Source organism: Phreatobacter aquaticus (assembly GCF_005160265.1).
GTDB lineage: Bacteria > Pseudomonadota > Alphaproteobacteria > Rhizobiales > Phreatobacteraceae > Phreatobacter > Phreatobacter aquaticus.
On the sequence record NZ_CP039865.1, the window covers coordinates 3,761,617 to 3,780,954 of the forward strand.

At 64.5% G+C, this 19,338-nt stretch carries 15 protein-coding genes; 8 read left to right on the plus strand and 7 right to left on the minus strand.

Translation table 11 applies throughout. The features are described 5' to 3' along the window. The first annotated feature begins 31 nt into the window (after window positions 1-31). The 6 genes from E8L99_RS17865 to lexA all read left to right on the plus strand — a co-directional run bounded on the left by E8L99_RS17865 (window position 32) and on the right by lexA (window position 6,774). Window positions 32-1,861: an extracellular solute-binding protein gene (locus tag E8L99_RS17865; RefSeq protein ID WP_137100821.1), complete on the plus strand. Its 1,830-nt coding sequence runs from the start codon at window positions 32-34 to the stop codon at window positions 1,859-1,861. Window positions 1,862-1,863: 2 nt separating this feature from the next. Further along, on the plus strand, window positions 1,864-3,528 hold the full coding sequence (locus tag E8L99_RS17870) for an AMP-binding protein (RefSeq protein ID WP_168201717.1): 1,665 nt from the start codon (window positions 1,864-1,866) through the stop codon (window positions 3,526-3,528). A gap of 27 nt (window positions 3,529-3,555) precedes the next feature. Continuing rightward, on the plus strand, window positions 3,556-4,218 hold the full coding sequence (locus tag E8L99_RS17875) for a DsbA family oxidoreductase (protein WP_137100823.1): 663 nt from the start codon (window positions 3,556-3,558) through the stop codon (window positions 4,216-4,218). Between the two features lie 64 nt (window positions 4,219-4,282). Then, the gene (gene moaC / locus E8L99_RS17880) at window positions 4,283-4,768 is read left to right on the plus strand and encodes a cyclic pyranopterin monophosphate synthase MoaC (protein WP_137100824.1); all 486 of its coding nucleotides are present in this window, start codon (window positions 4,283-4,285) and stop codon (window positions 4,766-4,768) included. Window positions 4,769-4,770: 2 nt separating this feature from the next. Beyond that, window positions 4,771-5,973 (plus strand): molybdopterin molybdotransferase MoeA, encoded by a 1,203-nt coding sequence (locus tag E8L99_RS17885; RefSeq protein WP_137100825.1) that lies wholly within the window; start codon window positions 4,771-4,773, stop codon window positions 5,971-5,973. A 108-nt stretch (window positions 5,974-6,081) separates the two neighbouring features. After that, window positions 6,082-6,774, plus strand: coding sequence for a transcriptional repressor LexA (gene lexA / locus E8L99_RS17890; RefSeq protein ID WP_137100826.1), 693 nt, complete (start codon window positions 6,082-6,084; stop codon window positions 6,772-6,774). Between the two features lie 2 nt (window positions 6,775-6,776). On the opposite strand, the gene E8L99_RS17895 is transcribed toward lexA, so the two are convergent. Then, window positions 6,777-8,954, minus strand: a complete 2,178-nt coding sequence (locus E8L99_RS17895) for a ComEC/Rec2 family competence protein (protein WP_210421775.1) — start codon at window positions 8,952-8,954, stop codon at window positions 6,777-6,779. A gap of 187 nt (window positions 8,955-9,141) precedes the next feature. Between E8L99_RS17895 and gltX the strand changes: the two genes are divergently transcribed. Further along, on the plus strand, window positions 9,142-10,560 hold the full coding sequence (gene gltX, locus E8L99_RS17900; RefSeq protein WP_137100828.1) for a glutamate--tRNA ligase: 1,419 nt from the start codon (window positions 9,142-9,144) through the stop codon (window positions 10,558-10,560). A 188-nt stretch (window positions 10,561-10,748) separates the two neighbouring features. Then, complete coding sequence (gene gltA / locus E8L99_RS17905; RefSeq protein WP_137100829.1) at window positions 10,749-12,047, plus strand: citrate synthase; 1,299 nt, start codon at window positions 10,749-10,751, stop codon at window positions 12,045-12,047. Window positions 12,048-12,105: 58 nt separating this feature from the next. On the opposite strand, the gene lpxB is transcribed toward gltA, so the two are convergent. From lpxB to bamA, 6 genes are read right to left on the minus strand one after another with little or no spacing between them, the layout of a single operon-like run. Further along, on the minus strand, window positions 12,106-13,281 hold the full coding sequence (gene lpxB, locus E8L99_RS17910; RefSeq protein WP_137100830.1) for a lipid-A-disaccharide synthase: 1,176 nt from the start codon (window positions 13,279-13,281) through the stop codon (window positions 12,106-12,108). After that, window positions 13,274-14,134 (minus strand): LpxI family protein, encoded by an 861-nt coding sequence (locus E8L99_RS17915; protein ID WP_137100831.1) that lies wholly within the window; start codon window positions 14,132-14,134, stop codon window positions 13,274-13,276. Before E8L99_RS17915 ends, lpxB begins: the two co-directional genes overlap by 8 nt. After that, on the minus strand, window positions 14,127-14,966 hold the full coding sequence (gene lpxA / locus E8L99_RS17920) for an acyl-ACP--UDP-N-acetylglucosamine O-acyltransferase (protein ID WP_252511146.1): 840 nt from the start codon (window positions 14,964-14,966) through the stop codon (window positions 14,127-14,129). The genes E8L99_RS17915 and lpxA overlap by 8 nt, the downstream gene beginning before the upstream one ends. Before the next feature lie 7 nt (window positions 14,967-14,973). Beyond that, window positions 14,974-15,450: a 3-hydroxyacyl-ACP dehydratase FabZ gene (gene fabZ / locus E8L99_RS17925; RefSeq protein WP_137100832.1), complete on the minus strand. Its 477-nt coding sequence runs from the start codon at window positions 15,448-15,450 to the stop codon at window positions 14,974-14,976. A gap of 30 nt (window positions 15,451-15,480) precedes the next feature. Then, window positions 15,481-16,518 carry a UDP-3-O-(3-hydroxymyristoyl)glucosamine N-acyltransferase gene (gene lpxD / locus E8L99_RS17930; protein WP_137100833.1) on the minus strand — a complete coding sequence of 346 codons (1,038 nt, stop codon included), beginning with the start codon at window positions 16,516-16,518 and terminating at the stop codon, window positions 15,481-15,483. A 49-nt stretch (window positions 16,519-16,567) separates the two neighbouring features. Then, window positions 16,568-19,186 (minus strand): outer membrane protein assembly factor BamA, encoded by a 2,619-nt coding sequence (bamA, locus tag E8L99_RS17935; RefSeq protein ID WP_252511147.1) that lies wholly within the window; start codon window positions 19,184-19,186, stop codon window positions 16,568-16,570. Window positions 19,187-19,338 lie beyond the last annotated feature (152 nt).

Here is a 19,338-nt window from a genome sequence, read left to right on the forward strand (position 1 = left end):
AGGCTGATGCCTAACCCTAACGTGAAAACCCATGCACGCTCGTTTTCTGTCTTTTGCTTTCAGTCTTCTTCTAGCCGCGGCGCATGGCGCCAATGCGGCGGACTGGCCGCGCGCCGAAATCCGCCCAGGTATCGCCATGCAGGGCGAACCCGCGACCAGCCCCGACCTCGCCCACAGGCGCTACGTCAATCCGGATGCACCCACGGGCGGCAGGATCGTCTTCGGCAATACCGGCACCTTCGACACGCTCAATCCATTCGCTGTCCGAGGCCTCTCCGTCCCCGGCCTGCGTCCCTATCTCCATGAGACGCTCCTCACCCGCTCCTACGACGAGCCCTTCACGCTCTACCCGCAGATCGCCCGGGGCATCGAGGTCCCCGATGATCGCTCCTGGGCAATCTTCCACGTTGATGAGCGAGCCCGCTTCTCGGATGGCCGGCCGGTCACTGCAGAGGATGTGCTTTTTTCCTTCGAACTGTTGCGCGAACGAGGTCGTCCCAACCACCGGACCTATTATCGCAAGGTCGTACGCGCAGACGTGATCGATCGCCTGACAATCCGCTTCGACCTTTCGGGCGATGACGACCGTGAAATGCCGATGATTCTCGGCCTCATGCCGATCCTTCCGAAACACGCCATCGACGTTGCGACATTCGAAGAGACATCGCTGACGCCGCTTGTCGGGTCGGGCCCCTATGTTGTTGTCGAGGCAAAGCCAGGCGAGAGCCTGCTCATCCGCCGCAATCCCGATTGGTGGGGCCGTGACCTGCCGATCAATCGAGGCATGTTCAACTTCGACGAGATCCGGTTCGATTTCTACCGCGACGCGAATTCGCTGTTCGAAGCCTTCAAGAAGGGCCTTGTCGACGTCCGCTTCGAGACCGATCCGGGTCAATGGGCCTCCGCCTATGATTTTCCAGCGATCCGCGATGGCCGCGTCATCAAGACAACTGTCCATCAGAGTACACCGAAAGGCATCCGTGGCTTTGCGATGAACACCAGGCGCACCGTCTTCCATGACGTTCGTGTGCGTGAGGCGCTCGGTCTCCTGTTCGATTTCGAATGGACCAACCGCAATCTCTATTCGGGTGGCTTCGGGCGCACATTGTCGATCTTTGAGGATTCGCCCCTTTCCGCCCGCCGGCAACCGGCCGGCGATCAGGAGCGTCAGCTGCTTGGGGAGGTTGGCGCCGATGTCCGCGCCGACATTCTCGAAGGCCGATACGACGCGCCACGCTCCGATGGAACGGGGGCTGACAGGACGAGGCTGAGGGAAGCACTCGCTCTCTTCCATGAATCGGGATGGGTGCTTCAGGCAGGTGTGCTGCGCAACCGGTCGACGGGGACACCGTTCTCGTTCGAAATCCTGGTGACGCTGAAGGAACAGGAACGGCTGGCGCTCGCCTATCAGCGGTTTCTGAAGCGTGGCGGCATCGACGCAAGAATTCGCACGGTTGATGCGGTTCAGTATGACCGGCGCGTGCGGGACTATGATTTCGACATGATCGACTACCGGTGGTGGAACGTCTCGCTGTCACCCGGCAACGAACAGGCCTTCTACTGGGGCACCGAGGCGGGACGTTCGCCCGGCAGCCGCAACGTCCCCGGTATCGCCGATTCCGCCGCCGATCGCCTGATCACCCGAATCACCGAAGCCCGCAATCCAGCCGAACTAAACCGCGCCGCCCGCGCGCTGGACCGTGTTCTGATGGGTGGCTTCTACTGGGTTCCGCTGTTTCACCAACCGGCGCAGTGGATTGCGCGCTGGAATCATATTGGAGTCCCTGCCGAATCATCGATTTTCGGCTATCTCACAGAGACATGGTGGCGTGACCAGCCTGGGGGGGCATTGCGGCAGTGATCTTGACCGGACGACGGACGGGAACGGCGAAGACAGCCGAACCGGGCTTTGCTGGCCGGGCGACGGTCGACAGCCTGCTTCGCCGTGCGGCCGATATTCGTCCCGACATCGGGGCGCTGGCCGATGCATCCAATCGCACGGCATTGATCGGCGGCGAGCCTCGCCGGCTCGATTGGGCAAGCCTGGATCGCGCCGTCGATGTGCTGGCAGCCCGGTTTCAGGCGCTCGGCTTCCCGCTTGATAGCGTGATCGCCACTCAGTTCCCCCTTTGCACTGATGCGGTCGTGGGCTTCCTGGCCATTGCGCGCGCTGGGCTGATCTCGGCGCCAATCCCGCTTGGCTGGGGAAGGCGTGAGACGGTCGCCCACCTTCAGCGTGTGGGTGCTCGCGGCATCCTGACCTGCGGACGCGCCGGCCCGCTGGAATGCGCCGACATGATGCGGTTTGCTGCGGCTGAAACCTTTTCCGTGCGCTTTGTGATGTCCATCGGCGGTCCGTCACTCGACGGCGTGGTGTCGCTCGACGACATCTTTGACCACGATGGTCCGGCCGACCGGATCGAGATCACCCGGCCGGGCAATCCGGCGGATCATGTCGTGATGGTCACCGCAGAGACGGCGGCGGATGGGCTGTATCCTGTGCCGCGCAGCCACAACGAACTGATTGCCGGTGGCCTTGGCGCTTTCATGGCTGGAGTTCCAGACGAGACCTCGGTGCTCGCGGCTAGCCTCGCCCCCGACTCGTTTGCCGCCATCGCGCTGCAGATCGTGCCCTGGCTGATGAGCGGTGGTCGTCTGATCGTGCATCCGCCGCTTGCTCCTCGCGTGCTGGCCGACGATCTCGGCCCCGCTGGCGTGACCCACGTCATCCTGCCGGTCGCTGCCGGCGCGATCATCCTGCGTCCTGCGCCCGAGAACCGGCCGGTCTTGCGCCACCTGACGCTGCTCGCTCGGCGGGGTGATGAACTCGGTCTGGCTTTGGCGCTTCGCCCAGAGGGAGTAGCCGTCGATTCCTTCCTTGCCATTGGTGAGGCAGCCCTCACCCGCATCGTGCCGGGAGGTGGCGGCGCCGCCATTCCGCTTGGCCCCGACACATTCGCGACAGGCGCCGGACAGGCGCCGATCCTGGTCGAGACCCGCGTCACCGCGGGAGGAACCCTGGCTGTCAAAGGCGCGATGGTGCCTTCGGCCGCCTTCCCGCCGGGCGCGGAGCGGGATGTGCCGCCGGTCTGGCTGGTCGACGCGCAGGGCTATTTCGATACCCAACTGCCGGTCAGCGTGGACAAGGCCACCAAGACACTGTCCGTATCCGGTCGCACCGCGGGAGTTGTTTCGGTCGGTGGCCGTCGCCTGGCCGAGCGAGACATCAAGCAGGCGTATCAGGACGCCGGTGGCGACATCGCGCCGGTCATCAAGGATGATGCGGTTCTTGGCCAGCGGGTGTCCGGCGTCATCGGCGATGGACGCGCCATCGTGGGCCTCGCGCTGCGCCTTGAGGCGACGGGCCTCACGCCCTTGGGCATTCCGGGCGCCGCTCGGCAAGGCACGCGGGTGCCGTTCGAAGATACCCGGCCGAAGGAGCCGGAGTCCCCTCGCGATGCGCTCGCCGAGACACAGGCAACGCTCGAACAGCTCCTCACCATGGCGCGGACGGCCATCGCACGCTAAACTCGTGGTTTCCTCAGGGAGGCCCGCATGTCCGTTCAGCCGCTCTCGGTCGATGTCATTTCCGACGTCGTCTGTCCCTGGTGCTTCATTGGCAAGCGCCGGCTCGAGAAGGCTCTTGGGCTGGTTCCTGAGATCGCCGTGGAAATCCGGTGGCGCCCTTACCAGCTGGCGCCGGAACTTCCGGCCGGCGGCATTCCCCGGGACGAGTACCTGACGGCCAAGTTCGGCAGCGTGGAGCGCAGCCGCCAGTTGTTCCAACGGGTCGTTTCGGCCGGCGCGGAAGATGGCATTGCGTTCGCCTTCGACCGAATCGCGATTTCTCCGAACACGCTGGACGCGCATCGCCTGATCCTCTGGTCGAGGACTGCTGGCACCCAGGACGCCCTGGTCGAAGCGCTCTTTCGGTCCTATTTTCTCGAAGGCGCCAACCTGGCCGACCGCGACACATTGATCGCGATCGGCGTGGCCCACGGGCTCGATACCGCTCTTTTGACTGAACTGTTCGGCTCCGATGCCGACATCGACCGCACGCAGCGAGATATCGCCTCTGCCCGCAACATCGGTGTCACTGGCGTGCCCTTCTTCATCATCGGCGGCCGCTATGGCATTGCCGGCGCCGAAGCGCCTGAGACAATCGCTGGCGCGCTTCGCCAGGCCGCGAGTGAACAGCACGAAGCAGCCAACGCCTGACGAACAGGCCACCCCTCCAGGCTTGCCCGTTGCAGTGCAAGACATCTGCGGCTACGTCCTGTGCATGGCGCAAGGAACAGTGCTCACCCACCTCGACCCCAGCGGTCAGGCCAACATGGTCGACGTGTCGGCAAAGCCGGCGACCGAGCGTGTCGCTGTCGCTGAAGGCCGCGTCGTGATGCGGCCGGAGACACTGGCCATTGTTCGCGCGGGAGAGGCCAAGAAGGGCGATGTGCTCGGTACGGCCCGTCTCGCTGGCATCATGGCGTCGAAGAAGACCCACGACCTGATTCCTCTCTGCCACCCACTCCTGCTCACCAAGGTCGCCGTCGACATCGTGCCGGACGACGCCCTGCCTGGCGTCCGGGTCAGCGCGATTGTCAAGGTGTCGGGGCAGACCGGCGTCGAGATGGAAGCGCTGACGGCTGTTTCCGTGGCTTGTCTCACGGTCTACGACATGGTCAAGGCCGTCGATCGCGGAATGCGGATCGAGGGCATCCGGTTGATCGAGAAATCCGGCGGAGCCTCCGGACCGTTCCAGGCCGACTGACCATGGCTGACCTCCTGCCGGTTGGCGACGCTTTGGCCCGCATCATCGACGGCAAGGATGCCTTGCCGGAAGAATGGGTGCCGCTCGACCAAGCCGATGGGAGGGTTCTTGCCCGCGATCTCGCCGCCAGGCGGACACAACCGCCAGGCGACGTCTCTGCCATGGATGGCTATGCCGTCCGCGTCGCCGACCTTCCTGGCATTCTCCATGTTGTCGGCGAGTCAGCAGCCGGCAGACCGTTCGCAGGGTCAATTCCCGCCGGCGGTGCGGTCCGCATCTTCACGGGCGCGCAAGTGCCTGAAGGCGCCGACTCAGTCGTGATGCAGGAGGATGCGCATCGTGACGGCTCCGCTGTGCGGATCACCGCGACTTCGACTCCAGGGCGTCATATCCGTCCGATGGGCCTCGACTTCTCCGAGGGCATCGTGGGTCTGCGCGCCGGCACAAGACTCAATCCGCGCAGCCTCTCGCTTGCGGCAGCCATGAATCATGGCGAGCTGCCCGTGCATCGGCGTCCCAGGGTTGCCATCCTCTCGACGGGCGATGAACTCGTCGAGCCGGGATGCGAACCTGGACCAAGCCAGATTGTGTCCTCCAATGCGACTGGCCTCGCTGCCTTTGTCCGGCGCGAAGGCGGCGAGCCCATCCCGCTCGGCATTGTCGCTGACCGGATCGACGACACGCTTGCCGCTGTCAGACAGGCCCGGGCCGCGGGCGCGGACGTTCTCGTGACATCCGGTGGCGCGTCCGTCGGCGAATATGACCTTATCCGTGATGTGATCGCTCGGGAGGGAGCGGCGCTGGGCTTCTGGCGGATTGCCATGCGCCCGGGCAAACCGCTGATGATGAGCGACCTTGGACCGATGCGGTTGCTTGGCCTTCCCGGCAATCCTGTCGCCTCGTTCGTCTGCGCGACGATCTTCCTTGGCCCCTTGCTTCGCAGGCTCTCCGGCCGCAGCGACTGGCAATGGAAGACCGAAGCTGCGACTTTGGGGGCGGCGGTGCGGGCCAATGACTTTCGCGCCGACTTCCTCAGGGCGAAACTGAGCGGCAATGGGCAAGCCTTGATCGCAACCGCCTTTGCCATCCAGGACTCCTCGATGATCCGGGTCCTTGCGGACTCGGACGCCCTCATCATGCGTGCCCCCTTTGCGCCAGAGGCTCCAGCGGGTTCGGCCTGCGAGATCATTCGCCTCGCCGACTAAACTGTTCACGAAATCTCAATGCTTGCGGAACACATAAAGAACGGATAGTGATCGTTCATGATATGTTCGTCCGATTCGATTGGACGTAGCACAGAGGGCCGCATCCCGATGTTGACGCGCAAGCAACACGAACTCCTTCGTTTCATCCAGGAACGGCTGACCGAAAGCGGTGTGCCGCCATCCTTCGACGAAATGAAGGAGGCCCTCGATCTCAAGTCCAAATCAGGCATCCACCGTCTGATCACGGCGCTGGAAGAGCGGGGCTTCATCCGGCGGCTCCCGAACCGCGCAAGAGCGCTCGAGATCATTCGCCAGCCAGAGCAGTCTGCAGGCCCTGTCCGCGGTCGCTTTTCGCCGAGTGTCATCGAAGGGTCGCTCGGGCGCGCCCGCCCCTCGGCGCCCGACGATGACACGGTCATGCCGGTGGCCGTCCCGCTCATGGGCCGCATCGCCGCAGGTGTACCGCGCGAAGCCATTGAGCACCGCGTCAGCACCATCTCCGTGCCCCCTGAAATGCTGACCCGCGGCGAACATTATGCCCTTGAGGTCCGGGGCGACTCGATGATCGATGCCGGCATTCTCGAAGGTGATCTCGCACTGGTCCGCAAGACAGATTCCGCTGAAACCGGAGACATCATCGTGGCCCTGATCGACGATGAAGAGGCAACGCTCAAGCGACTGCGCAAGCGCGGGACCTCGATCGCGCTGGAAGCGGCCAATCCGGCCTACGAAACGCGTGTTCTCGGCCCTGACCGCGTGCGCATCCAGGGCAAGTTGGTGGGGCTGATCCGCCGCTACTGATCTCACTGCGCGGGATCGGCCTCCTCCGTGCTTGGCTCCGCCGCGGCGGGTGCGACGACCACTGGTCCGGCTGTTGTCGGCTCTGATAGCAACGCAGGCATGGCTCCAGAAGGCCGCGGACGGTGCCACGGACGGGCTCCGCCGGCAGCCGGCCGGGCAGTTTCGATCCGATAGTTGGTCCCCGCACGATGAAGGGTGACGGCACCGGTCCAGGCGATTGCGCGCAGGTCGATCACCCGGGCTGCGCAAGGAACTGGCGCCGGTATCCTCGTCACAACGAAACGGGCCTCCCGGCAATCGTCCGCAAGGCCCTCTGGATCCGTCGACACGACGATGCGATCGCCTCCCGGAAGAATCGCACCGCAGCCCTGGGGATCGCAGGTCACTCCTGACCGGATCGTGTCATGGGCCGGCTGTCGCGCATCACCGTCCGACAAGAGCCAGCGTTGCAGCGTGAAGCGATTGCCTCTGGGTGACAGCGCTCGCAGGCGGCCGTCGCTGCCACGGACGGCAATACTGCCGCCTTCGCCATCGATCAGGATATCCGGCGGGTCCCGCAGCGGCAGGACGCCAAGACCGACCAGGAAGATAGGCACTCCGGCCCAACGCAGGGGTGTCGTCAGCAAAGCGAGCAGGATGATGCCGGCCGAGATCAGCGCCAGCGACAAGGGCGAGAACGAGGGCACGACAATGCGTCCGCCCGGCCAGGACGCGACCCATTCCATCAGCCAGACGAACCAGTGGATTCCCGAGCCGACGAGGCTCCACACGGGCTGATCGAACCCGAAGGGCCAGAGCAACAGCGCCAGGATTTCCAGCGGCATCACGACGAACTCGATGATCGGCGCGCCTAGGAGATTTCCCGCGACGCCGAAGAGTTGCAGCGTATTGAAATGATAGGCGGAATAGGGCGTCGTCGCGAGGGATGCGACGAAAGAGCTTGTCGCCAGGCCCGCAATCCCGTTGGTCAGCGAGAGAAGCGCACGCCCGGCCCCTGCCCTGTTCTCGGCGTGGCGCTCGGCCCATGGCCTCAGCATCCCGTACCCCGCGACGAGAGCGAGCGTCGCGGCAAAAGACATCTGGAAGCTCGGACCAATGATGCTTTCCGGGCTCAGGGCCAGCACGACCAAAGCAGCGAGAGCCAGTGTCCGCAACGTGAGCGCACCTCGGTCGAGCGCGACCCCGATGAGAACAACGGCTATCATGATCCAGGAGCGTTGGGTGGCGACCTCAGCGCCGGAAATCACCAGATAGGCCGTAGAAACCACCAGGGCGACCAAGGCTGCCAGTGCCTTCACGCGCCGTCTCAGCGCGAATGACGGGAAGAGGGCGAGCGTTCCCCTGACCAGAGCGAAGACCAGCGCCGCCACCAGCGCCATGTGGAAGCCCGAGATCGACAGGATGTGGTAGGTACCGGCCGCCCGCATGGCCTCGTTGAGACCTTCGGGAATGCCATCCCGCTTGCCTGTGACCAGTGCATCGGCAATGGCGCCCGCGGGTCCCGGTATCGCGGCGCGGATGCGCTCGCTGATCGCCGAACGCAGCCGATCGAGCGCCGCCCGCAGGCGGATTGCCCGAGGGGCCTCGCCGGCATTGGCGGCGGCAACCTGCCCGATAACAAAGCCGGTCGCGCCAACACCCGAATAGAACGCGTCGCGGCCGAAATCGAAGAGGCCGGGTGCGGCTGGATCCGCCGGCGGCCTGAGCCTGGCGGCTATTGCAATCGCCGACCCGGTCTTGGCGCCACTCGCCGCCCGCGCCGTGGCGCGCAGTCGCTCTATTCTGACGGGCAAGGCAGGTTCCGCACTGACCACCAGCAAGGTCAGCCTGTCGCCGCCTTCACGCCGCTCGACGGCTTCCACCCAGGCTGTCAGCCGGACGTACGGAACCTCCGTTCCGAGGACCGGATGTGCCACCCACGCCGATCGGAGCGCACCCACCGTGAAGCCGCAGCTAACCATTGCCGCACCTGCCAGAGCGAGAAAGGTTCCATGGTGCGTGCGCAGCCGGAAGGTCAATCCCGCCAGCAGGATCGTCAGCGCGAGAGGAGCCAACAGGGTTGGTTCGTCAGGAGCCGCGAAATAGATCAGGATGCCGGAGCCGAACGCGATCGGAAGAAACAGGAAAGCGCGGCCACGTTCCAGTTCAAGCGCCCCCCAGACCTGGAGGCGCTGGACCAAGTCCCCGAAGACAGCCGAAGCACCACCCGCGAGCGAAGGGTGTGCCCCCTGCCCGATCACCTGAGCGATGGCGCGCACCCGTGCCCTCAACCCATGCTCCCCAAGCCGTCCGCAACGTGCTACAGGCACGCGCCTCCTGGCCCGAGACTAATGCGGGCCGTACCACTCTGTCCCGTTCGGATGAATCATGACCGTCGTCGCCCGCTTTGCTCCATCTCCGACGGGTTTCCTTCATATTGGAGGCGCGCGTACTGCCCTGTTCAACTGGCTTTATGCCAAGAAGACCGGTGGCAAGATGCTGCTTCGGATCGAGGATACCGATCGGCAGCGCTCGACCAACGAAGCGATTGCCGCGATCCTCGATGGGTTGGAATGGCTCGGCCTCGCATGGGACGACCAGACGATCTACCAGTTTGCCCGCGCCGATCGTCACGCAGCGGTCGCCCGTGACCTGCTGGCCGCCGGCAAGGCCTATTATTGCTATGCCACGCCGGCCGAACTCGACGCCATGCGCGAGCTTGCGATGAAGGAGGGGCGCCCGCCCCGCTACGATGGGCGCTGGCGCGACCGCGATCCCGCCGAAGCCCCGGAGGGCGTGAAGCCGGTCGTCCGTCTTAAGGCCCGGCAGGACGGCGAAACCGTCGTGAACGATCTTGTCCAGGGCCGCGTGGTCATTCCGAACAAGGATCTCGACGACCTCATCCTGCTCCGCTCCGACGGCACCCCAACCTACATGCATGCCGTGGTCGTGGACGATCACGACATGGCGGTCACTCACATCATCCGCGGCGTCGACCATCTCACCAATGCGGCGCGCCAGACCCAGATCTATGAGGCGTGCGGCTGGGCCGTGCCGGCCATGGCGCATATCCCGCTGATCCATGGGCCCGACGGCGCCAAGCTGTCCAAGCGGCACGGTGCGCTGGGCGTCGATGCTTACCGCGCCATGGGCTACCTGCCCGAGGCGCTGCGGAACTATCTTGTCCGGCTTGGCTGGAGCCAGGGCGACCGCGAATTCTTCTCGACCGAGGAGATGATCGAGGCATTCGACCTGTCATCCGTGGGGCGGTCGCCGGCGCGGTTCGACTTCGCCAAGCTCGAGGCGGTCAACGGCCATTACATTCGTCATGCCGACGATGCCCGCCTGATCGCGGCAATCGATACGATCCTGCCGCACATCGAGAATGGCGATGCGATCGCAGCGACGCTCACACCCAAGGTTCGGGAGCAGTTGCTGAAGGCCATGCCTGGCCTGAAGGAGCGCGCCAAGACCGTCCTCGATCTGATCGACGGAGCACGGTTCATCACGGCCATGCGTCCGTTGCCGATGGAAGAGAAGGCAGCAGCCCTGCTGACGCCCGATGCTCGAAGCCACCTCGGCGCCCTGCATACGCGGCTTGCGGCCATGCCGGAGTGGAGTGCCGCGTCAGCAGACGCGGCGGTACGCGCAGAAGCAGAGGCACAGGGCGTCAAGCTCGGCGCCATTGCGCAGCCGCTGCGTGCCGCGGTGACCGGGCGGACCACGTCGCCAGGCATTTTCGACGTCCTCGACGTGCTCGGCCGCGACGAAAGTCTAGCGCGCATAGCCGATCAGATCGGCGGCTGAAACCGCCACTTTTGGGGCGAACGGCGCGCGGTTTGCGCGCGTCGGGGCAACCATGCCCATAAGCGCGGGCCCGCGCTTGCCGCGGTGCGAAAAAGCGTCTATCGGAGCAGAAGGGCACGTCGGGCGATCGGTATCGGCCGCCATAGGCGAGAAGCCAGGATTCGCGACGTATTTTCAAGAGGTTGCCTATGTCCGGAAGCAACAAGACGGCTACTTTGACCTATGGTGACAAGACGGTTCAGTTTCCCGTATCTGAGGGAACCATTGGGCCGTCGACAGTCGACATTGCCAAGCTCTATGCCCAGACCGGCATGTTCACCTACGATCCTGGCTTCACCTCGACCGCCAGCTGCGAAAGCAAGATCACCTATATCGACGGTGACGAGGGCGTGCTCCTCTATCGCGGCTACCCGATCGAGCAGCTCGCCGAACACGGCGATTTCCTCGAGACCTGCTACCTCCTCCTCTATGGCGAGCTCCCGACCGCCAACCAGAAGGCAGATTTCGACTACCGCGTGACGCGCCACACCATGGTCCATGACCAGATGTCGCGCTTCTTCCAGGGCTTCCGCCGCGACGCCCATCCAATGGCGGTGATGGTGGCAGCTGTTGGCGCCTTGTCGGCCTTCTATCACGACTCCATCGACATCGCCGATCCGCACCAGCGCATGGTGTCGTCGATCCGGCTGGTCGCCAAGCTCCCGACGCTCGCCGCGATGGCTTACAAGTACACGGTCGGCCAGCCGTTCGTGTATCCGGAGAATTCGCTCGACTATGCGTCGAACTTCCTGCGGATGTGCTTCTCGGTGCCTGCCGAGGAATACAAGCCGAACCCGGTTCTGGCGCGCGCGATGGACCGGATCTTCATCCTCCATGCCGACCACGAGCAGAACGCCTCGACCTCGACAGTGCGTCTTGCCGGTTCGTCGGGCGCCAACCCCTTCGCCTGCATCGCCGCCGGCATTGCGTGCCTCTGGGGCCCGGCCCATGGCGGCGCCAACGAGGCCGCGCTGAAGATGCTCGGCGAGATCGGCTCGGTCGAGAACATTCCGAAATTCGTTGCCAAGGCCAAGGACAAGAACGATCCGTTCCGCCTGATGGGCTTCGGGCATCGCGTCTACAAGAACTACGATCCGCGCGCCAAGATCATGCAGAAGACCTGCCACGAGGTCCTGGCAGAGCTCGGCATCAAGGACGATCCGCTGCTCGACGTGGCAGTCGAACTCGAGCGCATCGCGCTGTCGGACAGCTATTTCATCGAGAAGAAGCTCTATCCGAACATCGATTTCTATTCGGGCATCACGCTGAAGGCGATGGGCTTCCCGACATCGATGTTCACCGTCCTGTTCGCGCTCGCGCGCACCGTCGGATGGATCGCGCAGTGGAAGGAAATGATCGAGGATCCGGACCAGAAGATCGGCCGTCCTCGTCAGCTCTACACCGGCGAGGCGCGCCGCGACTTCGTGCCGGTCTCCCGTCGCAAGTAAGGCGTCACAACAAGAATGTGTCGGAATGGGGCGCTTCGGCGCCCCTTTTCGTTGGGTGTCAGCCGGCGCTCGACCGGGACGCCGTATGGAGCACGACCCGCGCCGCCTTGCTGCTTGGGTCTTCGCCACCAAAGCCCATGATCGTGTCGAGGCGGCTGAAGGCATGGATCTGCGCATCGCGCGCCGGGCCGTCCAGGATCACACTGGCAAGCGCCGGCGCGATGGCATCGGCGGTCGCGAACTCCTGAAGGAATTCCGGCACGACGTTCTCGCCGATCACCAGATTGGCGAGCACCGCGGTATCAGCGGTGATCAGCCGGCGGGCGATCTGCGCTTCGAGCCACCCAGCGCGATAGGCGACAACATGGGGAACATCCGCCACCGCCAATTCGAGCGTCACCGTCCCGGAACAGGCGAGTGCCGCCCGGGCGCTGCGGAAGGCTTCGAACTTCTGCTGTTCCGTGGTCAGGATGCGCGGCTTGACGGGCCAGCCCGCGACCTCCTGACGGATCAAGTCAATCAGGTGCGGGACCGCAGGCAGCACCCAGTCGATCGGGCCGGCCGATGCGTCGACGCGCTGGAGCACCTCGGCGAAGATCGGCGACAGCCGCGTAATCTCCAGCCGGCGGCTACCTGGCAGCACCAGCACCGAGGGCGGACGTTCTGCACGCCGCGCAGCCTCGGCTATGCCAGGGCGAATGTCGGCGACGCGCTCGGAAATCGGGTGGCCGACATAGGTGCAGGGCGGACCGCCAAGCTTCTGGTGAATGGCTGGTTCGAACGGCAGCAGCGCCAGCAGATGGTCGACATAGGGGCGCATCTCGCGCGCGCGGCCTGGCCGCCAGGCCCACACCGATGGCGAAACATAGAACACGATCGGAATCTGCGGGCAGAGGGTTCGGATCGCGCGGCCGACCCGCCGGGTGAATCCGGGGCAATCGATCAGCACCAGCACATCCGGCGGGTTGGCCTTCAGGGCGGCGACCATCTCGCGCACACGCCTCAGCACCTTCGGAATATGCACGATGATCGAGGTGATCCCGAACAGGGCGATGTCGCTCATCGGAAAGCGCGAAACGAGCCCCCTCGCCTCCATGCGCGGACCGCCGATACCGCGAAAGGTCGCGCCGGCAGGTGCCATGGTGGCCAATGCGTCCATCAGATGCGCCGCGAGCTGATCGCCGGACTCCTCGCCCGCGATCATGAACACGTCGAGCGGCTTCCGATCAGACATGCGCTGCCCTGCCAGCGGGATCGACGCCAACCAGGAACAAGCCATGGCCGTCGGCAATGCGGATCATCTCCTGGGCATCGACCATCAGGGTCGAACCGGCAACGACCGCGATACCGCGCAACTTGGCTTGGGCCGCGCGCTCGACGGTCGCCGGGCCGATAGCTGGAAGGTCAAGCCTGCGATCCTGACCGGGCTTCGGCGCCTTGACCAGAATGCCCGTATCGGAGGTCCAGTTGAGACGTCTCGACTGTCGCATCGCTGCGCATCGCTCAAGCATGCCGTCGGTTCCCTCAGCCCCTTCGACGGCGACGATACGTCTAGCACCGATCACCATGCCTTGACCGACATCATAGGGTCCAAGCGCAGCAATCGCCCCAAGGCCATGGGCAATGTCGGCGGCATCCTCGGCACTTGGCAGCCGCCGTGCGAGCGGACCCACCGGCATGAGCAATTCCGGTGCAACGTCCTGAGCGGCCAGCAACCGGAAGCCCTCGCGCTCGAACAGGCCCGCAATGCCGCGCAGCAGATGGTCGTCGCCACCGCGATAGAGCCGGATCATCTGCGGCGCGATGCGGATGGCCGCAAGGTCGGGGATGGTCGTCCAGAGATTGGGGCGGACAAGCGAGCCGATGAAGACCAGGTCGCGGCAACCGGCGCCCTTGGCTGCGCGGATCATGGCCCCGAAGCGCCCGATCCCCACGCGCACATGCGGGAAGCCTTCCAGTTCCGGGCCCGCAATGCCCTTCAAGAGAATCGCGAAAACAGGCCGGCCCTGTGCCTTCGCCGTCTCCGCGATCGCAAGCGGGAACCGTCCGGCGCCTGCGATGATGCCGAGCGGCGACCGGTCAGTCATCGGCTCCAGCCACGCGGGTCTTCTTCGGCGCAGCCATCATGACGGGCCGCTTCTCACCGGCATCGATGAAGCTGATCAAACGGCCGGCAGCCGGATGGTCACGATAAGCAGTGCCCGCCTGTTCCAGCCTGTCGGCAAAGATGCCGGGCCCATAGAACAACATGTCGTAACAGGCGCGAACCGTGCGCAGATCGTCGCGGGTGAAGCCTCTGCGCTTCATGCCGATGACATTGAGGCCGATCAGCTCGCCGGAGACCCCGTTGGCGCCAAAGGCCATGCCGAACGGGATGACATCGTCTTTCACGCCGGTCAGTCCACCGACCATGGCGAACTCGCCGATCCGGGTGAACTGGTGGACGGCGCATAGCCCGCCGAGAAACACGAAGTCCCCGACCTTCACATGCCCACCAAGCGTAGCGGCATTGGCGAAGATCACATTGTTGCCGACCCGGCAATCATGGGCGACATGGGAATAGGCCATCATGAAGCAACGGTCACCGATGCTGGTCAGGCCAGTCTTCGGCGTGCCGCGATTGACCGTCACGCCCTCCCGGATCACGCAGTGCTCACCGATCCGCGTCTCGGTGTCCTCGCCCTTGTAGGACAGATCCTGCGGCGGCGAGCCAAGCGAGGCGAAGGCATGAACCTCCGTGCCGGCGCCAATGCTGGTCTTACCCGACACATTGACGTTGGAATGGAGCGTCGCCCCGTCGCCAAGCGTCACGTCAGCACCCACCATGCAGAATGGCCCGACTGACACGCCCTGTCCGAGTTGGGCGCCGGACACGACATGGGCCAGCGGGTGAATGAAGGTCGGGCGCTCTGTCATCATGCTCGCTTCAGGCATCGGCCAGGACGGCGGACAACTCGGCTTCGACCACCAGCTTGCCATCGACGAAGGCCTCGCCGCGGTAGAACCACATGTTCCGCTTCTTGGCGATCTTGGTCATATGATACTCGATCCGGTCGCCGGGGATGACGGGCTTGCGGAACTTCGCCTTGTCGATCGTCATGAAGTACACGACCTTGCCGGCGCTGCCGCCCGCGTTGAGGATGGCCATCACACCACCGGTCTGCGCCATGCCCTCGATCATCAGCACGCCGGGCATGATCGGATTTCCCGGGAAATGACCCATGAACTGCGGCTCGTTGGCCGTCACGTTCTTGATGCCGATGCCGAACTCGTCGGCCCGGATATCGACAACCTTGTCGATCAGCAGGAACGGATAACGGTGCGGCAGAGTGCTCAGGAGCTTCTGTATCCCGACAATGCCGATACTGGTGACCGGCGCCTCGGCGCCTTCAATGTCCGTCATGATGTCTACCCGCGCTTCCGAGGGACTGTTTCAAACTGACTTCTGCCGCGCCAGGCGCTCGAGCGCGGCAATCTCGCGGAACCAGTCACGGACCGGCTTGGCAGGCCTGCCGCCCCAGCGCGCGCCGGCTGGCACATCGTCCTTGACCACCGACGTCGCGGCAATCTGCGCGCCAGAACCAAGGGTGACGTGGTTGTTTACCCCCACCTGCCCGCCCAGCATGACGAAATCGCCGAGCGTTGCCGAACCCGAAATGCCGCACTGGCTGACAATGATGCAATGCCGCCCGATGACCACGTTGTGCGCGATCTGAACGAGATTGTCGATCTTGGTGCCCTCGCCAATGACAGTATCGCGCACGTGACCGCGATCAATCGTCGAATTGGCGCCGATTTCGACATCGTCCTGGATAATGACGCGGCCGATCTGGGGAACCTTGGAATGGCCGCGCGGGCTTGGCTCGAAGCCGAAACCGTCCTGGCCGATCCGAACACCGGGATGCACGATCGCCCGGTTGCCGACGAGGGCATGGGTCACCGACGCGCCTGCGCCAATCGCCGCATCGCGGCCGATCCTCACCTGCGGACCGATGACAGCCCCAGCGGCAATGACTGTGCCCGCACCGATCTCTGCAGCTGGGCCGATGATCGCACCGGGATCGACCACCACCCCGGGCTCGAGTCGAGCGCTCGGGTGAACCATGGCGCCAGGCGATATGCCGGTAGCACCGAACAGCGATTGCGGCCGGAGCGCCTGCGGAAACAGGCGCCGCGACATGGACACGAAGGCTGCGTGCGGGTGGGCGACGACGAGAGCAACCGTGCCTGCGGGAACGCTGTCACGCAGCCGCTCCTGCACGAGGCAGGCCCCCGCCCGCGTGGACGCGAGCTGATCCAGGTATTTGGGACTGTCGCAGAACGACAGGTCGGTCGGCCCGGCATCGATCAGGGCCGCGACGCCCAGAACGGCACGATCGCCGAAGGCCTCGCCCCCGACGGCCCCCAGAAAGGAAGCGACCGAGGCGACATGCATCGCCTCGGCCGGTGTGAAGAAGACGGGATCTGACATGGTCATCCGGCCGGAAAGGCGCGCCCCGCTGAAAGCGAGGCGCCGCCGATCAGAAGCGCGTGCCGCCCGAGAAGCGGAAGAACTGCGTACGATCCCAGGGCGCCTTCGACAGGACGAAGGAATAGTCGAAGCGGATAGGACCGAAGGGCGAGTTCCAGAGCAGGCCGACACCCACGGACGAGCGGATGTAATGGCCCGTCGTGTCCTTGCCGGACGAAGGGTCAACCGTGCTGACGGGCAGAATGCCGCCGGCCGTGGTCAACTGACGCACGCTGTCATAACCCCAGACCGCGCCGGCATCCGCATAGAGCGCACCGCGCATGCCGAAGTCCTTCGGCAGGAAGGTCATCGGGAAGGTGACCTCGGCTGACGCACCCCAGTAGTTCGTGCCGCCAAGAGCATCCGCCAGGCGCCCCGACCCGGGAAGAACCGTCGCATAGTCGCGAGGACCGATACCAGCTGTCTGGAAGCCGCGCACCAGCTCCGGACCCATGAAGAACTGATCGATCGCGTCAAGCTTGCCGCCATCGGTCTTGGTTGCACCCCAGCCGGTGATGTTACCGGCCTGGACACGCAGCATGCCGATCCATTCGTTGCTCAGGTCGTGATAGTAGCGGGCCTCACCGGTGGTGCGGATGAAACGAGCATTGCCACCCACGCCGGCGAAGTCCTGGCGGAGCTCGGCATAGAGGCCCTGGCTCGGGTTCAGCGCGCGGTCAAGGTTCGAGTAGATCAGCGAATAGCCGAGCATCGAGATGAAGCGGGTCCGGCCATCCACTGCACGGAGAGCGGCGGAAGCTTCGCCATCGTCCAAGCAGGTGAAGTTGCCGGTCGAACCAGCAGCAGTGGTCGTCGCCAGACCGTTCGCACCGATATACAGCAGGCCATTGTTGGTGCCGCCACCGGCGAGGACATCATTCGCCGCAGCCGAGCCGGCCACCAGATTGACAACCGATCCGTCCGCCTTCGTGAACTGGCTCAGCTGGTTGGTATAGCCCGTATTACAATTCGTCAGATCCGACCGGATCGAGATCCGCTGCGAGATCGCGCTGTAGCGCGTCTGCAAGGCAAACTGCTCGGTGATCGGAATGCCCAGGCGCAGCGTCGCGCCATAGGCCGTCGACGAATAGGCCTGGTAGGTCGAGGCATTCGTCTGGCGCCAGTAGAGATCGAAACCACCCGACAGGCGATAATCGAGCAGGAAGGGCTCGGTGAAGGAGAAGTTGATGCCCTTCGAGCGCTGGCCAAGCGTGCCGCCGAGGCGGACGAACTGGCCACGGCCGAGGAAGTTGCGCTCTTCGACGGATGCTTCGGCGATGAAGCCGTCAGCAGTCGAATAGCCACCCGAGATCGAGAACTGGCCGGTCGGCTGGTCTTCGACATCGACATTGACGATCACGCGGTCAGCGGCCGAGCCGGGCTCGGTGGTGATCTTGACGTTCTTGAAGAAGCCGAGGTTCTTCAGGCGGCGCTCGGCACGATCGACGAGCACGCGGTTGTAGGCGTCGCCCTCGGCCACGTCGAACTCACGACGGACCACGCGATCCTGGGTGCGGGTGTTGCCGCGAATGTTGATGCGCTCGATATAGGCGCGCGGACCCTCCTCGACGACATAGACGAGGTTGACGCGCAGCGTCGAGGGATCGCGCTCGCCGCGCGGACGAACCGACGCGAAGGCATAGCCGCGGCGCGCGACCTCAAGGGTCACGTCCTCAAGCGACTTGTCGACCAGTTCGACATTGTAGACGTTGCCTTCGCGCGTCTTGACCGCGCCACGCAGCGTCGCGCCATCGACATCGCGGATGTTCGACTGAACATCGACCGAACCGATCCGGTACTGCGGACCCTCTTCGATCTCGATCGTCACCGTGAAGGCATTGGCGGCCTGGTCGAAATCGGCACGCGCCGACAGAACGCGCATGTCGACATAGCCATTGCGCAGGTAGAGGCGGCGGATGGCTTCCTGGTCGGCATTCAGCCGGTCGGCGTCATAGACGTCGTTCGACTTGAGCCAAGAAAAAATTCCGGTTTCACCGGTCGACATCACATCCAGCAGGCGCTGGCGGCCGAAAGCGCTATTCCCGACGAAGGTGATGGCGCGCACGCCCGACTTGCGGCCCTCGGTGACCTCGAAGATCAGGTCGAGGCGGCCGTTCGGCTGGGTGATGGTCTTCGGAACGATCTGGACCTCGTAGCGGCCCGACCGGCGATAGACGTCGTAGAGGCGCTGCACGTCGGACTGAACGGTGGCGCGCGAGAACGTGCCGCGCGGACGCGATTCGATTTCGTTGAGCAGCTGGTCGCTCTTCAGGCGGCGATTGCCTTCGAACACGACCCGGTTGATCACGTCGTTCTCGGAGACATTGACCACCAGACGCCCACCCTGGCGGCTGACGCGCACGTCACGGAACAGGCCCGTGGCATACATGGCCTTGATGCCCTCATCGACCTTGGCGGCCGAGAGCGGCTCGCCCGGGGCGGTCGAGAAATAGGACCGAACCGTATCGCTCTCGATACGACGGTTGCCCTGGACAATGATCGAGCTCGCAGCCTGCGCTGATGCCTCCGTCGCAAGGAAGAGGCTGCCGGGCATCACCGCGAATGCGGAAGCCGCTGCCATCGTTCCCGCGATCACGACCGTTCGGACCGTCCGAGCGAAAAGAGTCATGAATCAAGCGCCTGTCTGTTCAATTTGTCGTTTCCGCGCGAACGCGGATCACCCATGGAATCCTCCAGGGCGAGTTGCTTGTATCCGGTTTCCCGAACCGTGCAAACCGCACCCGGCGAACCCCGCCCATTTTTTGCCAGCCGTTGCCGCAG